The sequence below is a fragment of the Micromonospora sp. CA-248212 genome (genome assembly GCF_050948405.1).
GTDB lineage: Bacteria > Actinomycetota > Actinomycetes > Mycobacteriales > Micromonosporaceae > Micromonospora.
Genome location: NZ_CP192023.1, coordinates 665,513 through 680,706, shown reverse-complemented (window position 1 = coordinate 680,706; position 15,194 = coordinate 665,513). Strand labels below are relative to the sequence as shown.

10 protein-coding genes are annotated in these 15,194 nt (G+C 72.0%); 6 read left to right on the top strand and 4 right to left on the bottom strand.

Annotated elements, in window-relative coordinates; genetic code table 11:
- Positions 1-8 precede the first annotated feature (8 nt).
- Positions 9-1,223, bottom strand: a complete 1,215-nt coding sequence (locus ACQP03_RS03185) for a PP2C family protein-serine/threonine phosphatase (RefSeq protein WP_357171946.1) — start codon at positions 1,221-1,223, stop codon at positions 9-11.
- Between the two features lie 285 nt (positions 1,224-1,508).
- Between ACQP03_RS03185 and ACQP03_RS03180 the strand changes: the two genes are divergently transcribed.
- On the top strand, positions 1,509-2,309 hold the full coding sequence (locus tag ACQP03_RS03180) for an RNA polymerase sigma factor SigF (RefSeq protein WP_357124158.1): 801 nt from the start codon (positions 1,509-1,511) through the stop codon (positions 2,307-2,309).
- Positions 2,310-2,315: 6 nt separating this feature from the next.
- On the opposite strand, the gene ACQP03_RS03175 is transcribed toward ACQP03_RS03180, so the two are convergent.
- Positions 2,316-3,347 carry a medium chain dehydrogenase/reductase family protein gene (locus ACQP03_RS03175; RefSeq protein ID WP_357171947.1) on the bottom strand — a complete coding sequence of 344 codons (1,032 nt, stop codon included), beginning with the start codon at positions 3,345-3,347 and terminating at the stop codon, positions 2,316-2,318.
- 92 nt (positions 3,348-3,439) lie between these two features.
- Entirely contained in the window at positions 3,440-3,982 is a 543-nt protein-coding gene (locus tag ACQP03_RS03170) for a TetR/AcrR family transcriptional regulator (protein ID WP_357124152.1), read from the bottom strand.
- 149 nt (positions 3,983-4,131) lie between these two features.
- On the opposite strand from ACQP03_RS03170, the gene ACQP03_RS03165 reads away from it, so the two are divergent.
- Complete coding sequence (locus tag ACQP03_RS03165) at positions 4,132-4,998, top strand: oxidoreductase (protein ID WP_357124149.1); 867 nt, start codon at positions 4,132-4,134, stop codon at positions 4,996-4,998.
- 75 nt (positions 4,999-5,073) lie between these two features.
- Here the strand turns inward: ACQP03_RS03165 and ACQP03_RS03160 are convergent, their stop codons facing one another.
- Entirely contained in the window at positions 5,074-6,615 is a 1,542-nt protein-coding gene (locus ACQP03_RS03160; protein ID WP_433460201.1) for an MFS transporter, read from the bottom strand.
- Between the two features lie 107 nt (positions 6,616-6,722).
- Here ACQP03_RS03160 and ACQP03_RS03155 point away from each other — a divergent pair, with 107 nt between their 5' ends.
- The 4 genes from ACQP03_RS03155 (at position 6,723) to ACQP03_RS03140 (ending at position 15,182) form a co-directional block, all read left to right on the top strand.
- Positions 6,723-7,202: a winged helix-turn-helix transcriptional regulator gene (locus ACQP03_RS03155; protein ID WP_357124143.1), complete on the top strand. Its 480-nt coding sequence runs from the start codon at positions 6,723-6,725 to the stop codon at positions 7,200-7,202.
- A gap of 541 nt (positions 7,203-7,743) precedes the next feature.
- On the top strand, positions 7,744-8,994 hold the full coding sequence (locus ACQP03_RS03150; RefSeq protein WP_357172033.1) for an HNH endonuclease signature motif containing protein: 1,251 nt from the start codon (positions 7,744-7,746) through the stop codon (positions 8,992-8,994).
- A 582-nt stretch (positions 8,995-9,576) separates the two neighbouring features.
- Positions 9,577-12,654, top strand: coding sequence for a S8 family serine peptidase (locus ACQP03_RS03145; RefSeq protein WP_433460199.1), 3,078 nt, complete (start codon positions 9,577-9,579; stop codon positions 12,652-12,654).
- Positions 12,655-12,749: 95 nt separating this feature from the next.
- Positions 12,750-15,182, top strand: a complete 2,433-nt coding sequence (locus ACQP03_RS03140) for an ATP-binding protein (protein WP_433460197.1) — start codon at positions 12,750-12,752, stop codon at positions 15,180-15,182.
- The last annotated feature ends 12 nt before the right edge of the window (positions 15,183-15,194 follow it).

Here is a 15,194-nt window from a genome sequence, read left to right as displayed (position 1 = left end):
CTCGGCGGTCAGGGGTGGGGCACGGTGACGTGACGCAGGTGCCCCAGCGGCACGTGCGGCGGTTGCCACTCCAGGATCAGGGCCGTGGCATCGTCGTCGAGCTGCTCGTCCTGGTACGCGAGGACGGCACGCACCAGGCGGCGCATCGTCTCCGGGCTGGGCAGCCGGTCATTGAGGGCACGGTTGACGAAGTCGACGAGCCGGTCCAGCCCGAACCGCTCCCCGTCGGCGCTGCGCGCATCAGTGATGCCGTCGGTGTAGGCGAGGATGCGGTCGCCCGGGTGCAGCTCCTCCTCGTACACCTCGGGTCTGGCCGCCGTCAGGTGACCCAGGCCGAGCGGCAGCGCGGTCGGCCCCGGCAGCTCCCGGATGGCCTTGCCGGCGCGCAGCAGCATGGCGCCGGGGTGGCCCGCGTTGATCATTTTGAGCCGACCGGTCCGCCGGTCCAGCTCGGCGAGCAGCGCGGTCGCGAAGTAGCTGGGGTGCTCGGAGCGCACCCACCGGTCGATACTGATCGCCGTGTCGACGAGGTCGAGGCCGGACCGGCGAGCGTTGCGGTACGCGCTGACCACCAGCGAGGCCAGGGTGCTCGCCTTGATGCCGTGCCCGCAGGTGTCGAAGAGTCCGACGCTGAGCACGTCGCCGTTGAGCGCGTAGTCGAAGATGTCCCCGCCGACGTCGTAGCACGGTTCGAGGATCGCGGTGATCACCAGTTCGTCGGTGGCAAAGGTCAGCGGCGGCAGCAGCCCCCACACGATCTCGGCAGCGACCTGCATCGGGAGGCGACGTCGCATCCGCTCGACGACATCGCCGTAGAGCCGGCGGTTCACCAGGACCTGGGAGACGTTGACCGCCAACTCCCAGGCGGGCCCGTCCAACGCCGGGTCACCAGCGGCCGGCGACACGACCTCCAGGACACCCAGCCGCTCGCAGCCGAGCAGCAGAGGCACCCAGAGTCGGTCCGGACTGTCCGCGGCTCGCTGCACGTCGAGGGTCGTGAACGCCCGTCCGGCCAGGGTCGTCTCGATCGTCAGCTCGTCCCGGGTCGGACCGGCGTCCGGCATGGGCACGAGGCACGACTGGGTGTAGTCCGCCAGGTAGATCACGATCTCGGTGGCGCCGATCGCCGGGGCCACCCGAGCGACGAGGAGCGACAGCTCGTCGGGGCCACCCCGGGGTGCGTTGAGCTGTAGCCAACGCGCCGCGTCGCCAGCGTCGACCACGCTCCACCTCCCCCGTGTCCTGACCACCCTAGAAGCCCGGAAGCGAACTGCCAATGTGCGCCTGACCTCGCCCTACCTTGACCCACTCATACTTTCGGCTAGTAATGGCTGGCACTTTCGGGTAGCATCGGGGCCGGCACGTGAACGACATGACGCGGTGGCGAGGCCCGGGTTGTGGACCCTCCTCGACAGCGCAGCCGTCCGTCCATGCGCTCCGGCGGCAGCCGGTTCGGATCTCTCTCCGGTCGACCTCGCTGATGGGCACCCGTGGAGAGGACCAGTTTCATGGTCACCACTGTGGAGCACACGACCGGCACCGGCACCACCCGTCGGAGCACCGCCAGCACCGAACAACTCATCGTCGAACTGGTCACCACCCCGGCCGACGATCCGCGCCGACCGGCCCTGCGGGACCGTGCCATCGAGGCGTGGATGCCGCTCGCCCGCCACCTGGCCCGCCGTTACTCCGGGCGCGGCGTGCCCGACGAGGACCTGACGCAGACCGCCATGGTCGGTCTCGTCAAGGCCGTCGACCACTTCGACGCCGCCCGCGGCGTCGACTTCAGTGGGTACGCCATCCCCACCATCGTCGGCGAGATCAAGCGATACTTCCGGGACCGCACCTGGGCCGTACGGGTCCCTCGCCGCCTCCAGGAACTCCGGCTGTCGATCAGCGCCGCCAACAGCACGTTGACGCACACCCTGGGCCGCTCGCCGACGGTCGCCGACATCGCCACCCACCTCGACGTCTCTGAGGAGGCCGTGCTGGAAGGGCTGGAGGGGGCCCGGGCGTACCGGACGACGTCCCTGTCCGCGCCCATGGGCGCCGACGGCACTTTGGAACTCGGCGACACCCTCGGGGTGGACGACCACGAACTGGACCTCGTCGACCTCCGCGTCGCCCTCGGCCCGGCGCTCGCCACGCTGCCCGAACGCGAGCGCCGGATCATCAGCCTGCGGTTCCACGGCAACCTGACCCAGGTCCAGATCGCCGAGCGGATCGGCGTCTCCCAGATGCACGTCTCCCGGCTGCTCACCCGGGCGCTGGTCAGCCTGCGCGGGCATCTCGGCGAGGAGGCCGGCTGAGCCGGCTCAGGGCTCCAGCACCACCTTGCCCGGCCGGGTGCGGGCCTCGGCGAAGGCCAGCGCCTCGGAGACCTCGGTCAGGGGGTAGCGGGCGGCGATCTGCGGCACGAGCACGCCCTGCCGGAGCAGGTCGAGCACGCTGCCGAGGTCGGCGCGCAGCCGCCGCCGGAACGCCGCGCCGCGCGTGCGGCTGCCGGCCCAGAAGTTGTAGAAGCCGACCCGGTGGCCGTTCGGCAGGGCGTTCCAGGTGTAGAGGCGGGCCAGCAGCTTCACGAAGACCCAGACGATCGACCGTGCGGCACCGTTGGCCGATGCGTTGCCGTAGACGACGAGCGTGCCACCGGGGGCGAGCAGTCGGTACGAGGTGCGTACGCCCGGTCCGGCCACCGGATCGAAGACGGCGTCGACACCGTCGGGAGACAACTGCCGGACACGTGCGGCCAGGTCCGGGGCGCGGTAGTCGAGCGGTTCGACGCCGAGCGCCCGCAGCGCCTCGTGGTGTCGCGGGGCCGCGGTACCGATGACCCGCAACCCGAGGTGGCGTCCGAGTTGGACGAGGACCGTCCCCACACCGCCGTTCGCGCCGTGCACGAGGATGGTCTGCCCGGACCGCAGCCGGGCACGGTCCAGCATCTGCCAGGCGGTCACCCCGTTCACGACGACGGTCTCGACCGCGGCCGGATCCAGGCCGGACGGTACGGGCGTGAGGTCGTGGACGTCCACGACGGCGTGCGTGGTCCAGGCGCCGGTCTTGGTGACCACCGCGACCCGGGTGCCGACCAGCGAGGCGTCCCCTCCCGGTCCCACCGCGCGAACGGTGCCGACGAGGTCGTAGCCGGGTACGAACGGAAACGCCGGCTGACCGGGGTAGAGGTCCCGGCGCATGCTCTGCTCGGCGTACGAGATGCCGGTGGCCTCGACCTCGACGAGCGCCTGTCCGGCGGCCGGTACGGGCATGGAGCGTCGGTTGATCTGGAGCCCATCCGGCTCGACCACGCCGGGCAGCACCACTTCGGTGATCATCTCGCTGCTGGTCATCGCTACTCTCCTTTGGTTTGTGAGTGTTCACTCACTCACATGTCGGGTGGAAAAAGTGGGCCGCCGCAGCGGCCCGTGGTGGGACGTCGAAATCAGGGGTGCTGGATGCCGGCGGTCAGCGCCCGGGCCCACGGCTCGGGCACCTGCTCCAGGCCGGCCGTCACGATCAGGTGGCAGAGCTGGCCGTACGCGAAGAACTGCTGCACCTGGGCATCGCCCGCGCCGGACCGGTTCTGCACGAAGGTGGCGACGCGCTTGTAGCCGGCCCGCACCGCCGCGGCGATCTCGGGGACGTCCGTGACGGCCTGCGCCTGCACCTGGAGCAGCAGGAGATCGCGGTCGGCGATCAACTCGGCGTAGGCGCGGCCCATCGCGTCCAGGATCTCGTCCGGGCCGGCGTCCCCGGCGCGCTCCGCGCCCATCTCCAGCGCCGCGACGATCCGCTCGAAGCACGCCTCGGCCGCCGCCACGAACAACCCGAGCTTTCCGGCGAAGAGCCGGAAGACGTACGCCTCGGAGATGCCGGCGGCGGCCGCGACCGCGGTGACCGGCGTGGCGTGGAAGCCGGTACGCGCGAAGGCCGACACGGCGGCGTTCAGAACGACGGCCCGACGGGCCTCGGCGGTGGATCGCATGTTTGTAAGTGTGCACTCACAAACAAAGCCGCGTCAAGCCCCTGTCCCGGGCCGCGTCACGCTGAGGAAGACCTCGCCCCGCCGGTCGGGCGGAGACGAAGGAGAGTTGTCGTGCGCATAACCGCTACGACAACGGATAGAGGGACCACATGAGCGACAATCTTCCTGGCGGCGCACTGACTCCCGCCGACGGCCTCACCCTGAGCCGGATGGGCTACGGCGCGATGCAGCTCGCCGGCCCGCACGTCTTCGGCCCCCCGCGCGACCACGCGCAGGCTCTCGCCGTTCTCCGCGAGGCGGTCGACCGGGGCGTACGCCACATCGACACCAGCGACTTCTACGGTCCGGTGGTGGTCAACGAGCTGATCCGCGAGGCGCTGCATCCGTACCCCGAGGATCTGCACCTGGTCACCAAGGTCGGCGCGCGGCGCGGCGACGACGCCTCCTGGCTCCCCGCGCTCCGACCGGACGAGCTGAAGGCCCAGGTCCACGACAACCTCCGGCACCTCGGCCTGGACGTCCTCGACGTGGTCAACCTGCGGGTCGGCGTGGCCGAGGGCACCGGCGACGATCCCCTCTCCGAGCAGTTCGGCGCCTTGGCCGAGCTGCGACAGGAGGGCCTGATCCGACACCTGGGGCTCAGCAACGTCACGCTCGCCCAGCTCGACGAGGCCCAGGCCATCGCCCCGGTGGTCACCGTGCAGAACCTCTACAACCTCGCCAACCGACAGGACGACCCGCTCGTCGACCGGTGCGCGGCGGAGAACATCGCCTTCGCCGCGTTCTTCCCGCTCGGCGGGTTCACGCCGTTGCAGTCCGACACGCTCAACGCCGTGGCCGACCGGGTGGGCGCCTCAGCGCAGCAGGTCGCGCTGGCCTGGCTGCTGCAGCGTTCCCCCGCCATGGCGCTGATCCCCGGCACGTCGACGCTGGCGCACCTCCGGGAGAACCTCGCCGCGGCCGACCTGACGCTGCCGGCCGACGCGATCGAGGACCTCGACACGATCGGCGGCTGATCGCGGAACCGGGCGCTGACGCGTACCCCCGGCTCGTGCTTGCCGGGCGGCGGCCCGGCGCTGGCGGGGCTCGCGTCAGCGCTGGTGGGGGCGGTTGCGGATGAGGGTGAGCGCGAGGACGGCGGTGACGAGGAAGACGATGCCGGTGACCCGCAGACCGGCCTGGACTCCGGAGGTCATGGCCTCCGCGAGCGCCGACCGGACCGGTTCGGGCAGCGGCTGGTCGCCGGTCGCGCCGGCGGCGACCGCCGCCCGCACGGCGCTGCGGGTGGGTTCGCCCACCAGGTGGGCGGCGAGGCGGTCCGGCAGGTCGGCCGCCATCGTGGTGGTGAGCAGCGTGCCCAGCAGGGACGAGCCGAGCACCGAGCCGACCTGCCGGGAGGCGTTGACCGCGCCGGAGGCCATGCCGGCCTGGGCGGGAGCCACGCTGGCCAGCGCCGCCGCCGTCGCCGGCGCCACCACCAGACCGCTGGCCGCGCCGAACAGCACGAACAGCGCCCAGCGGTGGTCGAACGTCGTGGTCGGGCCCTGCGCCGCCAGCCCGAAGGCGGCCACCGCGCCGAGCACCAGGCCGAGGGTGAGCGGCGCCTTGAATCCGGTACGCCGGATGGCCCGCCCGGCGGCGAAGGCCACGAGGACGTACGCGCCGAAGAGCACCAGCATCCGCCAACCGGTGTCCAGCGGACTGAGCGCCTGGGCACGTTCGTGGAAGAGGACGAGCAGGATCGCCACACCGGTGAAGCCGAACAGCGACACCGCGGCGACGACCATGACGGCGCTGAACGACGCCGAACGGAACAGCCGTACGTCGAGCATCGGCGCGCTGGTGCGTAACTCGATCAGCACGAACGCGACAAGCGCGACGGCCGAGACGATCCAGGCGGTCGACACGACTCCGCTGGTGTAGCCGTCCCGTCCGCCCTGGATCATGGCGTAGACGGCGGCGGCGATGGCGACGGTGCCCAGCAGCAGTCCGGGCAGGTCGAGTCGGCCCGCGCTGGGCCGCGACTCGGCCACCCCGATCGCGGTGACGACAAGGGTGACCACGCCGAGCACGATCGTCGACACGTAGACGCTGTGCCAGGAGTGCTGACGCAGCAGCGCACCGGCGATGAGCGGGCCGATCGCCAGGCCGATGCCGGAGGCGGCCGACCAGGCGGTGATGACCTCGGTCCGGCGGTGCGGGTCGGTGAACGTCGCGCCGAGGATCGCCAGGCTGTTCGGCAGGATCAGGGCACCACCGAGGCCGGCGACCAACTGCCCGACGATCACCCAGGCCACGGTGGGCGCGCTGGCCACGGCGACGCCGCCGGCGATCATCGCGAGGATGCCGACGCCGAACATGCGCCGGCGTCCGTAGCGGTTACCCAGGGTGGCGGCGGACAGCACCAGGCTCGCCACAACCAGGGTGTAGGCGCTGGGGATCCAGATCACGGTGGTCGGGTCGACCTCGAGGTCGGCCTGGATCGTGGTCAGGGCGGAGACCGTGGCGGTGATCTGCAGGAACGTGATCATCGCGCCCAGGCACATGGCGATCAGCGTCACCGGGCGGGAACCGCGAACGGCGGCTCGGGTGCTGACGGCGGTTCCGCTCGGGACCGTGCTGCTGGTGGTCACTGGACGTCCTCGGGTCGGAGTTCACGCTGGCTTACATGTGAGCAAGTCAGGCGACTCCCAGTGAATCACCTGGCTAGCGTCAACGCAAGTCAGGTAAGCTGGATGACATGGAGGACCTACGGGACGACCGCGAATCCTGGTCGATGGAGAACTGCTCCGTCGCACGGGCGATGGACATCGTGGGCAGCCGCTCGACCATCCTGATCATGCGGGAGGCACTGCTCGGCACGCGACGGTTCGACGACTTCGTCCGCCGCGTCGGAGTCGGCGAGCCCGCCATGGCGGCCCGACTCAAGGAGATGGTCGCCGCCGGCCTCCTCGAACGAATCCCCTACCGGGAGCCGGGCCAGCGCACCCGCCACGAGTACCAACTCACCCGCAAGGGCCACGACCTGCTGCCCGTCATCACCGCGCTGCGCAACTGGGGCGACACCTGGAGCGCCGACGAGGCCGGCCCCGGCATCCGCGCCACCCACCACGACTGCGGCGAGCCGGTCCGCGCGGTGCTCCGCTGCGCCGCCGGACACGACGTCGAGGACGGCGAGATCGACATCACCGCGGGACCGGGCCTGATCCGCCGACAGTGACGCAGCCAGGCCTGCCGCCGCCGCTCGGGGCGGTCGGGGCGCTCCGGGCGCTCGGGGCGCTCGGGGCGCTCGGGGCGCTCCGGGCGCTCGGGGCGCTCGGGGCGCTCCGGGCGCTCGGGGCCACTTGGGGCGCTCGGGGCCGCTCGGGGCGGTCAGGCCGCTCGGCGCGGTCAGGCCGCTCGGCGCGGTCAGGCCGCTCGGCGCGGTCAGGGCCAGTCGGGGCGGTTCGGGACCACCGGCCCCGTCGGTGCGGCGGTCAGGCGGTCGGTGCGGCATTCAGGCGGTCTGTGCGGTCGGGCGGTCGGTGCGGCGTTCAGGCGGTCGATGCGGTCAGGCGGTCGGTGCGGTCAGGTTGTCGTTCGGTGTGGTCGGGGGCAATCAGGCAGCCGTTCGGTGCGGCCAGGGCGGTCGGGCACCGCGCACCGGACCGGGCACCGCGCACCGGGCACCGCGCACCGGGCACCAGGCACCAGGCACCAGGCACCAGGCACCGATCGATCTTGGTCGTAGAATTGTCGTACAGGTGTTCTATTCTCAAGTCATGCTGGAGGGGTTGACGCAGGCAGAGGCTGCGGTCGTGGCCTGCGCCGAAACGGCGGTTTGGGCCCTTCCCGCGGACGATCTCATCGCCGCCCTCGACGCCGCACACCGCACCGAGCAGCGCCTCGCCGCCGTCAAACTGGCCCTGATTCGAGAGTTGGACGGCAGGGGAACGGCGATCGCTCAAGGCGCGTCGTCCACGGCGATATGGCTGCGCGAACGCCTCCACCTCACCAACCCGACGGCCCGCCGCCTCGTCGACCTCGCCAGCACCCTCGACGCCGGCCACCCCGCGATACGACAGGCACTGGCCGACGCCGACATCACGCTCGACCAGGCTCGGGTCATCATCGACACCGTCACCGCCGTTCACGCTACCGCCGGCCCGGAAGCCGCCGACAAGGCCGTCACGGTGCTCGTCGACTGGGCCGGGCAATTCGAGCCCACCCTGCTGCGCAAACTCGGCACCCGCATCCTCGACCACGTCGCGCCCGAGACCGCCGACGCCACCGCCAAGGCCGCCCTCGACGCCGAAGCCCGGCGCGCCGCCCGCGAGCGCCACGTCAGTCTCTCCACCCTCACCGACGGCCGCCTCCGCCTCACCGGCACCCTCGACGCCGAAACCGCCGGCCTGCTCCGCGCCGCCATCGATCCACTGACCGCACCAACCGGCCTCGACGACACACGCAGTCCCGGCCAGCGCCGCCATGACGCGCTCGCCGACATCTGTCGACTCGCCCTGCGCACCGGGGAGCTGCCCACCAGGGGCGGCGACTCCGCTCAGCTCGTCGTCACCACCGCCTACGACACGCTGACCCGGCAGCTCAGCGGCGGCCTTCTCGACACCGGCCCCACGCTGACCCCGAATACAGTGCGCCGCCTCGCCTGCGACGCCGCCATCCTGCCCACCGTCCTCGACAGCGCCGGACAGGTCCTCGACGTCGGTCGACAACGTCGCCTGATCAACGGGCCGCTGCGCCGCGCGCTCGTCCTACGTGACCGTGGTTGCGCATTCCCCGGCTGCGACCGCCCACCCCGCTGGTGCGAAGCCCACCACATCAGACACTGGGCAAATGGCGGCGAGACCAGCCTCGACAATGCCGTCCTCCTCTGTGGCCACCACCACCGCCACATCCATCACGGCGACTGGCACGTCCGACTCGGCGGTGACGGCCACCCGGTGTTCGTCCCACCGGCGTGGCTCGATCCCGAACAAGTCCCACGCCGCAACCACTACCACCGACGCAGATAAGCCAACCCGTCCGACGAGCAAGACCTTCAGTAGGCGAACCATGCCCGCGACCAGGAGCGTCCGTGCGCAGAAGAGGAAACAGGCACGCCACTGACAGTTTTGCGAGATGGGCGGCACGGGCACGGGCACGCACGGGCACGGACCGCACGAGCACGACGGCCTGCTGCTCTCTCGACAGCGTCGGGCCGCACAGGCACAGGCGGGCCGGCACGAACACAGACACCGGCACGAACACAGACACCGGCAGGCACGAGCACAGACACCGGCACGAACACAGACACCGGCACGAACACAGGCACCGGCACGAGCACAGACACCGGCACGAGCACAGACACCGGCACGAGCACCGGCATCCCGGCGCGAGCACGAACACAGGCACCGCCTGGCACGCGCACTAGCACGACCAGTGGCAGCAGCAGCGGAATCGCCGTCGGAAATGACGCGCAAAGTACCCGTTGCGTTACGAGCTTGTTTCCAAGATGACGGGAAGGTTACGAGTGCTTCTGGAAGATCGGCGCCGATCCTACGTTTCGGCCACCGTCATCAGTCGTGACGGCCGGCACCGAACGTGGAGGCAACGACGTGCCACAACCGATCACACATCGGCCCGGACGGACCAGACGCGGCGTCGGCATGCTGGCCGCCGTGGCGCTGACCGCGGCCGGCCTGACCAGCCTGCCGGGTAGCGCCACCGCCGCCCCGACCAGCAGTGGCCCGACGGCCCGTTACCTGGTCCAGCTCGCCGAGGAGCCGCTGGCGACGTACACCGGTGGGGTCCCTGGGATCGCGGCGACGAAGCCGGCGCCCGGCGGCAAGCTGAACCGCACCTCCGGCACCGCCAACGCCTACCGCGAGCACCTACGGCAGAAGCGCTCGGCTGTCCTGGCCAGCGTCGGCGTACCGGCCGACCGCACCCGGGTCACCCTGGAGACCGCGTTCAACGGCTTCGCCGCGGACCTGACCGGGCCGCAGGCGGCCCGGTTGCGCGCGACGCGCGGTGTGCGGGCGGTGTACGAGAGCCGCACGGTGCACGCGGCCACCTCGCACACGCCCGACTACCTCGGCCTCACCGGAAAGGGCGGGGTGTGGAAGCAGGAGTTCGGCGGGGAGTCCCGCGCCGGTGAGGGCGTCATCGTCGGCGTCATCGACAGCGGGTACTGGCCGGAGAGCGCGAGCTTCGCGGCGTTGCCCACGCCCCGGCCGGACCAGGCGATCATCGACGCCAAGTGGAAGGGCACCTGCGATGTCGGCGTCGAGGCGCCGGTCACCTGCAACAACAAGGTGATCGGTGCGCGCTGGTACAACGACAGTGGCATCGCCGACGCGTTCCCGGACGACTATCAGTCGCCCCGGGACCGCAACGGTCACGGCACCCACACCGCCAGTACCGCCGCCGGCAACCACGGCGTGCAGGCGACGCAGGGCGGCCGTGACCTCGGCATGATCTCCGGCATGGCGCCGGCCGCCCGGCTGGCGATCTACAAGGCGCTGTACGACAACGGCGCCGGCTCGGCGTCCGGTACGGACATCGACATCGTGCACGCGATCGACGACGCGGTCGCCGACGGCGTGGACGTGATCAACTACTCGATCGGTGACGACAGCGAGCAGTTCGGCGCGGTCGACGCGGCGTTCTTCAACGCGGCGGCGGCCGGGGTGTTCGTGGCGGCGGCCGCCGGCAACTCCGGCCCGTACCCCAACACGGTCGACAACTCGACGCCGTGGGTGACCACGGTGGCCGCGAGCACCACCGACCGGCAGAACAACCGGACGCTGACCCTCGGTGACGGCACCCGGATCACCGGGGCGGGCCTGGGCGAGACCGGTGTCGGGCCGGCGCGGCTGGTCTTCGCGCGGGACAGCGCGCTCGACCCGGACGGCGCGTACGGCGCGGGCCTCTGCGCCGACGACACGCTGGACCCGGCCAAGGTCAAGGGCGCGATCGTGCTCTGCCTACGCGGCGAGATCCCGCGTACCGACAAGAGCGTCGAGGTCGCGCGGGCCGGCGGCATCGGGATGGTGCTCTACAACGACGAGCTGAACTCCCTCAACGCCGACGTCCAGACGGTCCCGACCGTGCACATCAACGAGGTGGACCTGGCTACGGTCACCGCGTACGTCGCCAAGGGCAACCCCACGGCGACCATCTCGCCGGCCAAGCTGGAGATCGTCGAAGCGCCGTCGGTCGCCGCGTTCTCGTCGGCGGGACCGTCAAACCTGAACGCCGGTGAGCTGCTCAAGCCGGACATCAGCGCTCCCGGGCAGGACATCGTGGCGGCGTTCTCGCCGTCCATCGGCGGCGAGGACTTCGCGCTGGAGTCCGGCACCTCGATGGCGGCGCCGCACATCGCCGGTATCGCCGCTCTGCTGCTGGCCAAGCACCCCGACTGGTCGCCGGCCGCGGTCCGGTCGGCGCTGATGACCAGCGCCACCGACAAGACCGACAAGGGCAACCCGATCAAGATCGGCACCCGGGACGCCACCCCGCTCAACTACGGGGCCGGTCAGGTCAAGCCGGGCGGCGCCTTCGACCCGGGCCTGGTGTACGACTCCGACCAGCGGGACTGGATCAGGTACCTCTGCGGGGTCTCCGCCGACCGTGGCGGCGACTTCGGCCTCGGCGACCTGGAGGGCTGCGACACCACGGGCGCCATCGACACCGCACAGCTCAACTACCCGTCGATCGCGTTCGGCCGGATGGTGGGCAAGCAGACGGTCACCCGGACCGTCACCAACGTCGGCGACAAGACCAGCACCTACTCCTCCTCGGTGCAGGCCCCACCGGGCTACAAGGTCAAGGTCACCCCGGCGAAGATGCAGATCCGTCCCGGTAAATCCGCCCGCTTCAGCGTGGAGGTCACCAACACGGGCGGCGCGTTCGACACCTGGGCCGACGGCTCGCTCACCTGGAGCGACCAGTTCAAGCACCGCGTACGCACCCCGCTGATCGTGCACAACTCGGGGCTGGTCGCCCCCGACGCCGTCGTCGGCAAGGGGACCTCCGGCAGCGTCTCGATCGCCGCCGAGGTCGGCTACCGGGGCAAGCTGATCTCCCAGCTCGCCGGCCTGACCTCGGGCACCAGCACCGCGGTGACCCTCAAGGGCGACGGGCCGAGCTGGGACTGGAGCACGTCGGACAACCTTCCGGTCCCGCTGCCCGCCTCGATCAGCAGGACCACCCTGCACGTGCCGTCCGGCACCCGCAGCCCACTCGTGCAGGTGACCTCGGCGCGGCCCACCTGCTCCCACATCGACTGGGACGACGAGGAGGGGGTGATGGAGTGCACGGAGTTCAGCCTCAACGTCTACGACCGGAACGGGAAGTTCGTCACCGCCACGGCCAGCGGCCGTGACGGTGCCAAGGTGACGCTCCCGGACGGTCCCGGCGACTACATCGTGGTCGTGGAGCAGGAGTTCACCGAGAACATCGCGGACGAGACCAACGCGTACACCATCACCAGCTACCTGCCGGGCGCGCCGGGCACCTCGACCGGCCGGTCCACCATCGACCCGGCGCAGCGCAGCGTGCAGCCGGGCGCGACGGCGAAGCTCACCCTGCGCTGGTCGGGGCTCCTGCCGGGGCGGCGTTACCTCGGGGTACTGGAGTTCCGCAACGGCGACGGGTCGCTCAAGACCGTGCCGGTCACCGTCCAGTCCTGACATCGGCAACGCCCGGCGGACGGCGTGTGACCTGAGTCACCACCGGACCGCCGGGCGGCCGACCCCCCGCGCACGGGTGATCTGCTCGCCCCACGGTGAGCGGCGACGACGACAACACGACGCGGGGCGGCGGGGGTTCCACCTCCGTTCGCCCCGCACGCCTGCGCGGACCCGTCGAGTTCGTCGGACGCAGAGCCGAACTGGCCCAGCTACGCCGCCTCGTCGAGGCCCCGCCCTGCCTGGTCCTGCTCGAAGGCGAGCCCGGCATCGGCAAGAGCCGACTGGTCACCGAACTGCTCGCCACACTTGGCGGACCGCACCTGGTCGGCGAGTGCGACGACGTACCGGAGCCGTTTCCCTTCGGCGTCCTGCTGGATGCCATCCGAGCGGGCGCGGACCGGCTCGGACCGGTCGACACCCTCAACCCGGTAGCGGGCGCCCTGGCGCCGCTCCTGCCCGAACTGGCCGACGCGCTGCCCGCCGCGCCGCCACCGTTGGCCGACCCGGCGGCCGAACGGCACCGCCTGCTGCGGGCCGCCGCCGCGGTGCTGGCCGCGCTGAGCCCGGCCACGCTGCTGCTCGAGGACCTGCACTGGGCCGACCCGGCGACCTGCGAATTCCTCGGCTACCTCAGCGCCCGCCCGGTGGACGGTCTGGCCGTGCTGCTCACGGCCCGCACGCCGCCGCCGGGTGGCAGCACACCGATCCACGACGTGCTCTCGCGTACGCCCCGGGCGGTCACCCGCGTTCCGTTGGGTCCTCTCGACGCGGACGACGTGCGTCGACTGGCCGCCCGGACCCTGCGGTTGGACGAGCCGTCGCCCCGGCTCACCGCCACCCTGCTCGACCGCACCGCCGGCATCCCGTTCGTGGTGGAGGAGGTGCTGCGGACGCTCGCCGAGCGCGGCGGCGACCCCCTGGCCGACGACAGCGTGCCGTTCGTCCTACAGGATGTGCTGCTCTGGCGACTACGCCCGCTCGACGACGCCACCCGCGAGGTGCTCGGCGCCGCCGCCGTGCTCGGTCGGGCGCCCGATCAACGTGTCCTCGCCGCGGCGCTCGCCGAGGACCGGACGACCGTGGGCGCGGCGCTGGCCGCCGCGCACCGGGCCGGCGTGCTGCACGACGACGGCGAGGGGTTGCGGTTCCGTCATGACCTGGCCCGCCAGATCGTGTACCACCTGATGCCCCGGGAGACCCGGGAGTGGTTGCACCTGCGCGTCGCCCGGGTGCTGGAGCAGGAGTTGCCCCGCCCGGTCGCCCAGCTCGCCCACCACTACCGGCTGGCGGGTAGCGGCGCCGACTTCGTCCGTAACGCCGAAGCCGCCGCCGACCTGGCCACCGAGCGCGGCGACGACGCGACCGCCGCCGACTTCCTGCTCCAGACGATGGACGTCGCGGAGCTGCCCCGACCGGTACGGGCACGGCTGGCCGGCAAACTCGGCCGGTCGGCCATCGACGGGCTCAGCCAGGCAACCGCGATCCCGGTCCTGGAACGGCTGTTGGCCGACCGCCGGCTGCCGCCCGGCACCCGGGGCGAACTGGGTCTGGTGCTCGGCCGGATGCTGCGTCAGCAGGGCGAGGCCCTGCGCGGGTACACCGAAATCGAACGAGCCGTGCCGTACCTGCGGGCACCGCGCCGCCGGGCCCCGGCCCTCGCGGTGCTGGCGGCCCCCGACACGGTGGTCGGCCGGCACGTCGACGACCACCTGGCGCGGTGCACGGAGGCGGAGGCCGCCGCGGTCGCCAGCCGGGACCCGGCGGCGCACCTCGCGGTACGCATCGCGCGCGCCTCGCTGCTGCTGGAGCTGGGCGACCCGGGCGCGTGGGCGATCGTCGAGGAGCTGCGCGGCTCCGCCGACCTGGTCGACCGACCCCGCGAACACGCGCGGGCCTGCCTGAACTGGGCGCAGGGCGCGCTGCACGCCGGGCACCTGTCCCGGGCCACGGCGCTTCTCGCGGACGGCCGCGAGCTGGTCGAGGAGACCGGTTACCAGCGGCTCGCCTCCCTCGTGGAGGCGACCGAGCTGTCGCTGGACCGGGCCGCCGGGCGGTTCGACGGGTTGGCCGAACGGCTGTCCCGGCTGGTGGTCAGCGCCGAGCGGATGCCGGTGACCCTGCTCGACGCGCGGGCCGACCTGGCCATCGTGCTGGCCCGCACGGCCACCGGCGACGACGAGGTACGGGCGGCCGACGGCGCGCTGCGTCTGGTGGTGACGGACGCGCGGCGGGTCGGCGCGATCTGGCCGCTGGTGCAGGCGCTCTCGGCGCTGGCTCGGCTGGTCCTGCGCGGGCTGCCGGACGAGGCAGTGCGGCACGCGACCGAGGCGCTGACGCTGGTGCGGGCCAAGGGCATCCTGGCGTGGGCCGCCGATGCCGTACTGGTGCTGGCCGAGGCGGCCGTGACGGCGGCTGATCCGGCCCGCGCGGCTGGGGCGGTCGCCGAACTGGAGGCCGGGATCGCGGGCCGGGACGCGCCGCTCGCTCTCGCCGCGCTGCGTCGCTGCCGGGAGCTGGTCCCGGCCTGAGCCGGCGCGGGA

What these genes read in the sequence shown, in the direction of transcription:
- ACQP03_RS03180 (WP_357124158.1), top strand. Translation starts at nt 1,509, where the DNA reads ATGGTCACCACTGTGGAGCACACGACCGGCACCGGCACCACCCGTCGG.
- ACQP03_RS03175 (WP_357171947.1), bottom strand. Translation starts at nt 3,347, where the DNA reads ATGACCAGCAGCGAGATGATCACCGAAGTGGTGCTGCCCGGCGTGGTC.
- ACQP03_RS03170 (WP_357124152.1), bottom strand. Translation starts at nt 3,982, where the DNA reads ATGCGATCCACCGCCGAGGCCCGTCGGGCCGTCGTTCTGAACGCCGCC.
- ACQP03_RS03165 (WP_357124149.1), top strand. Translation starts at nt 4,132, where the DNA reads ATGAGCGACAATCTTCCTGGCGGCGCACTGACTCCCGCCGACGGCCTC.
- ACQP03_RS03155 (WP_357124143.1), top strand. Translation starts at nt 6,723, where the DNA reads ATGGAGGACCTACGGGACGACCGCGAATCCTGGTCGATGGAGAACTGC.
- ACQP03_RS03150 (WP_357172033.1), top strand. Translation starts at nt 7,744, where the DNA reads ATGCTGGAGGGGTTGACGCAGGCAGAGGCTGCGGTCGTGGCCTGCGCC.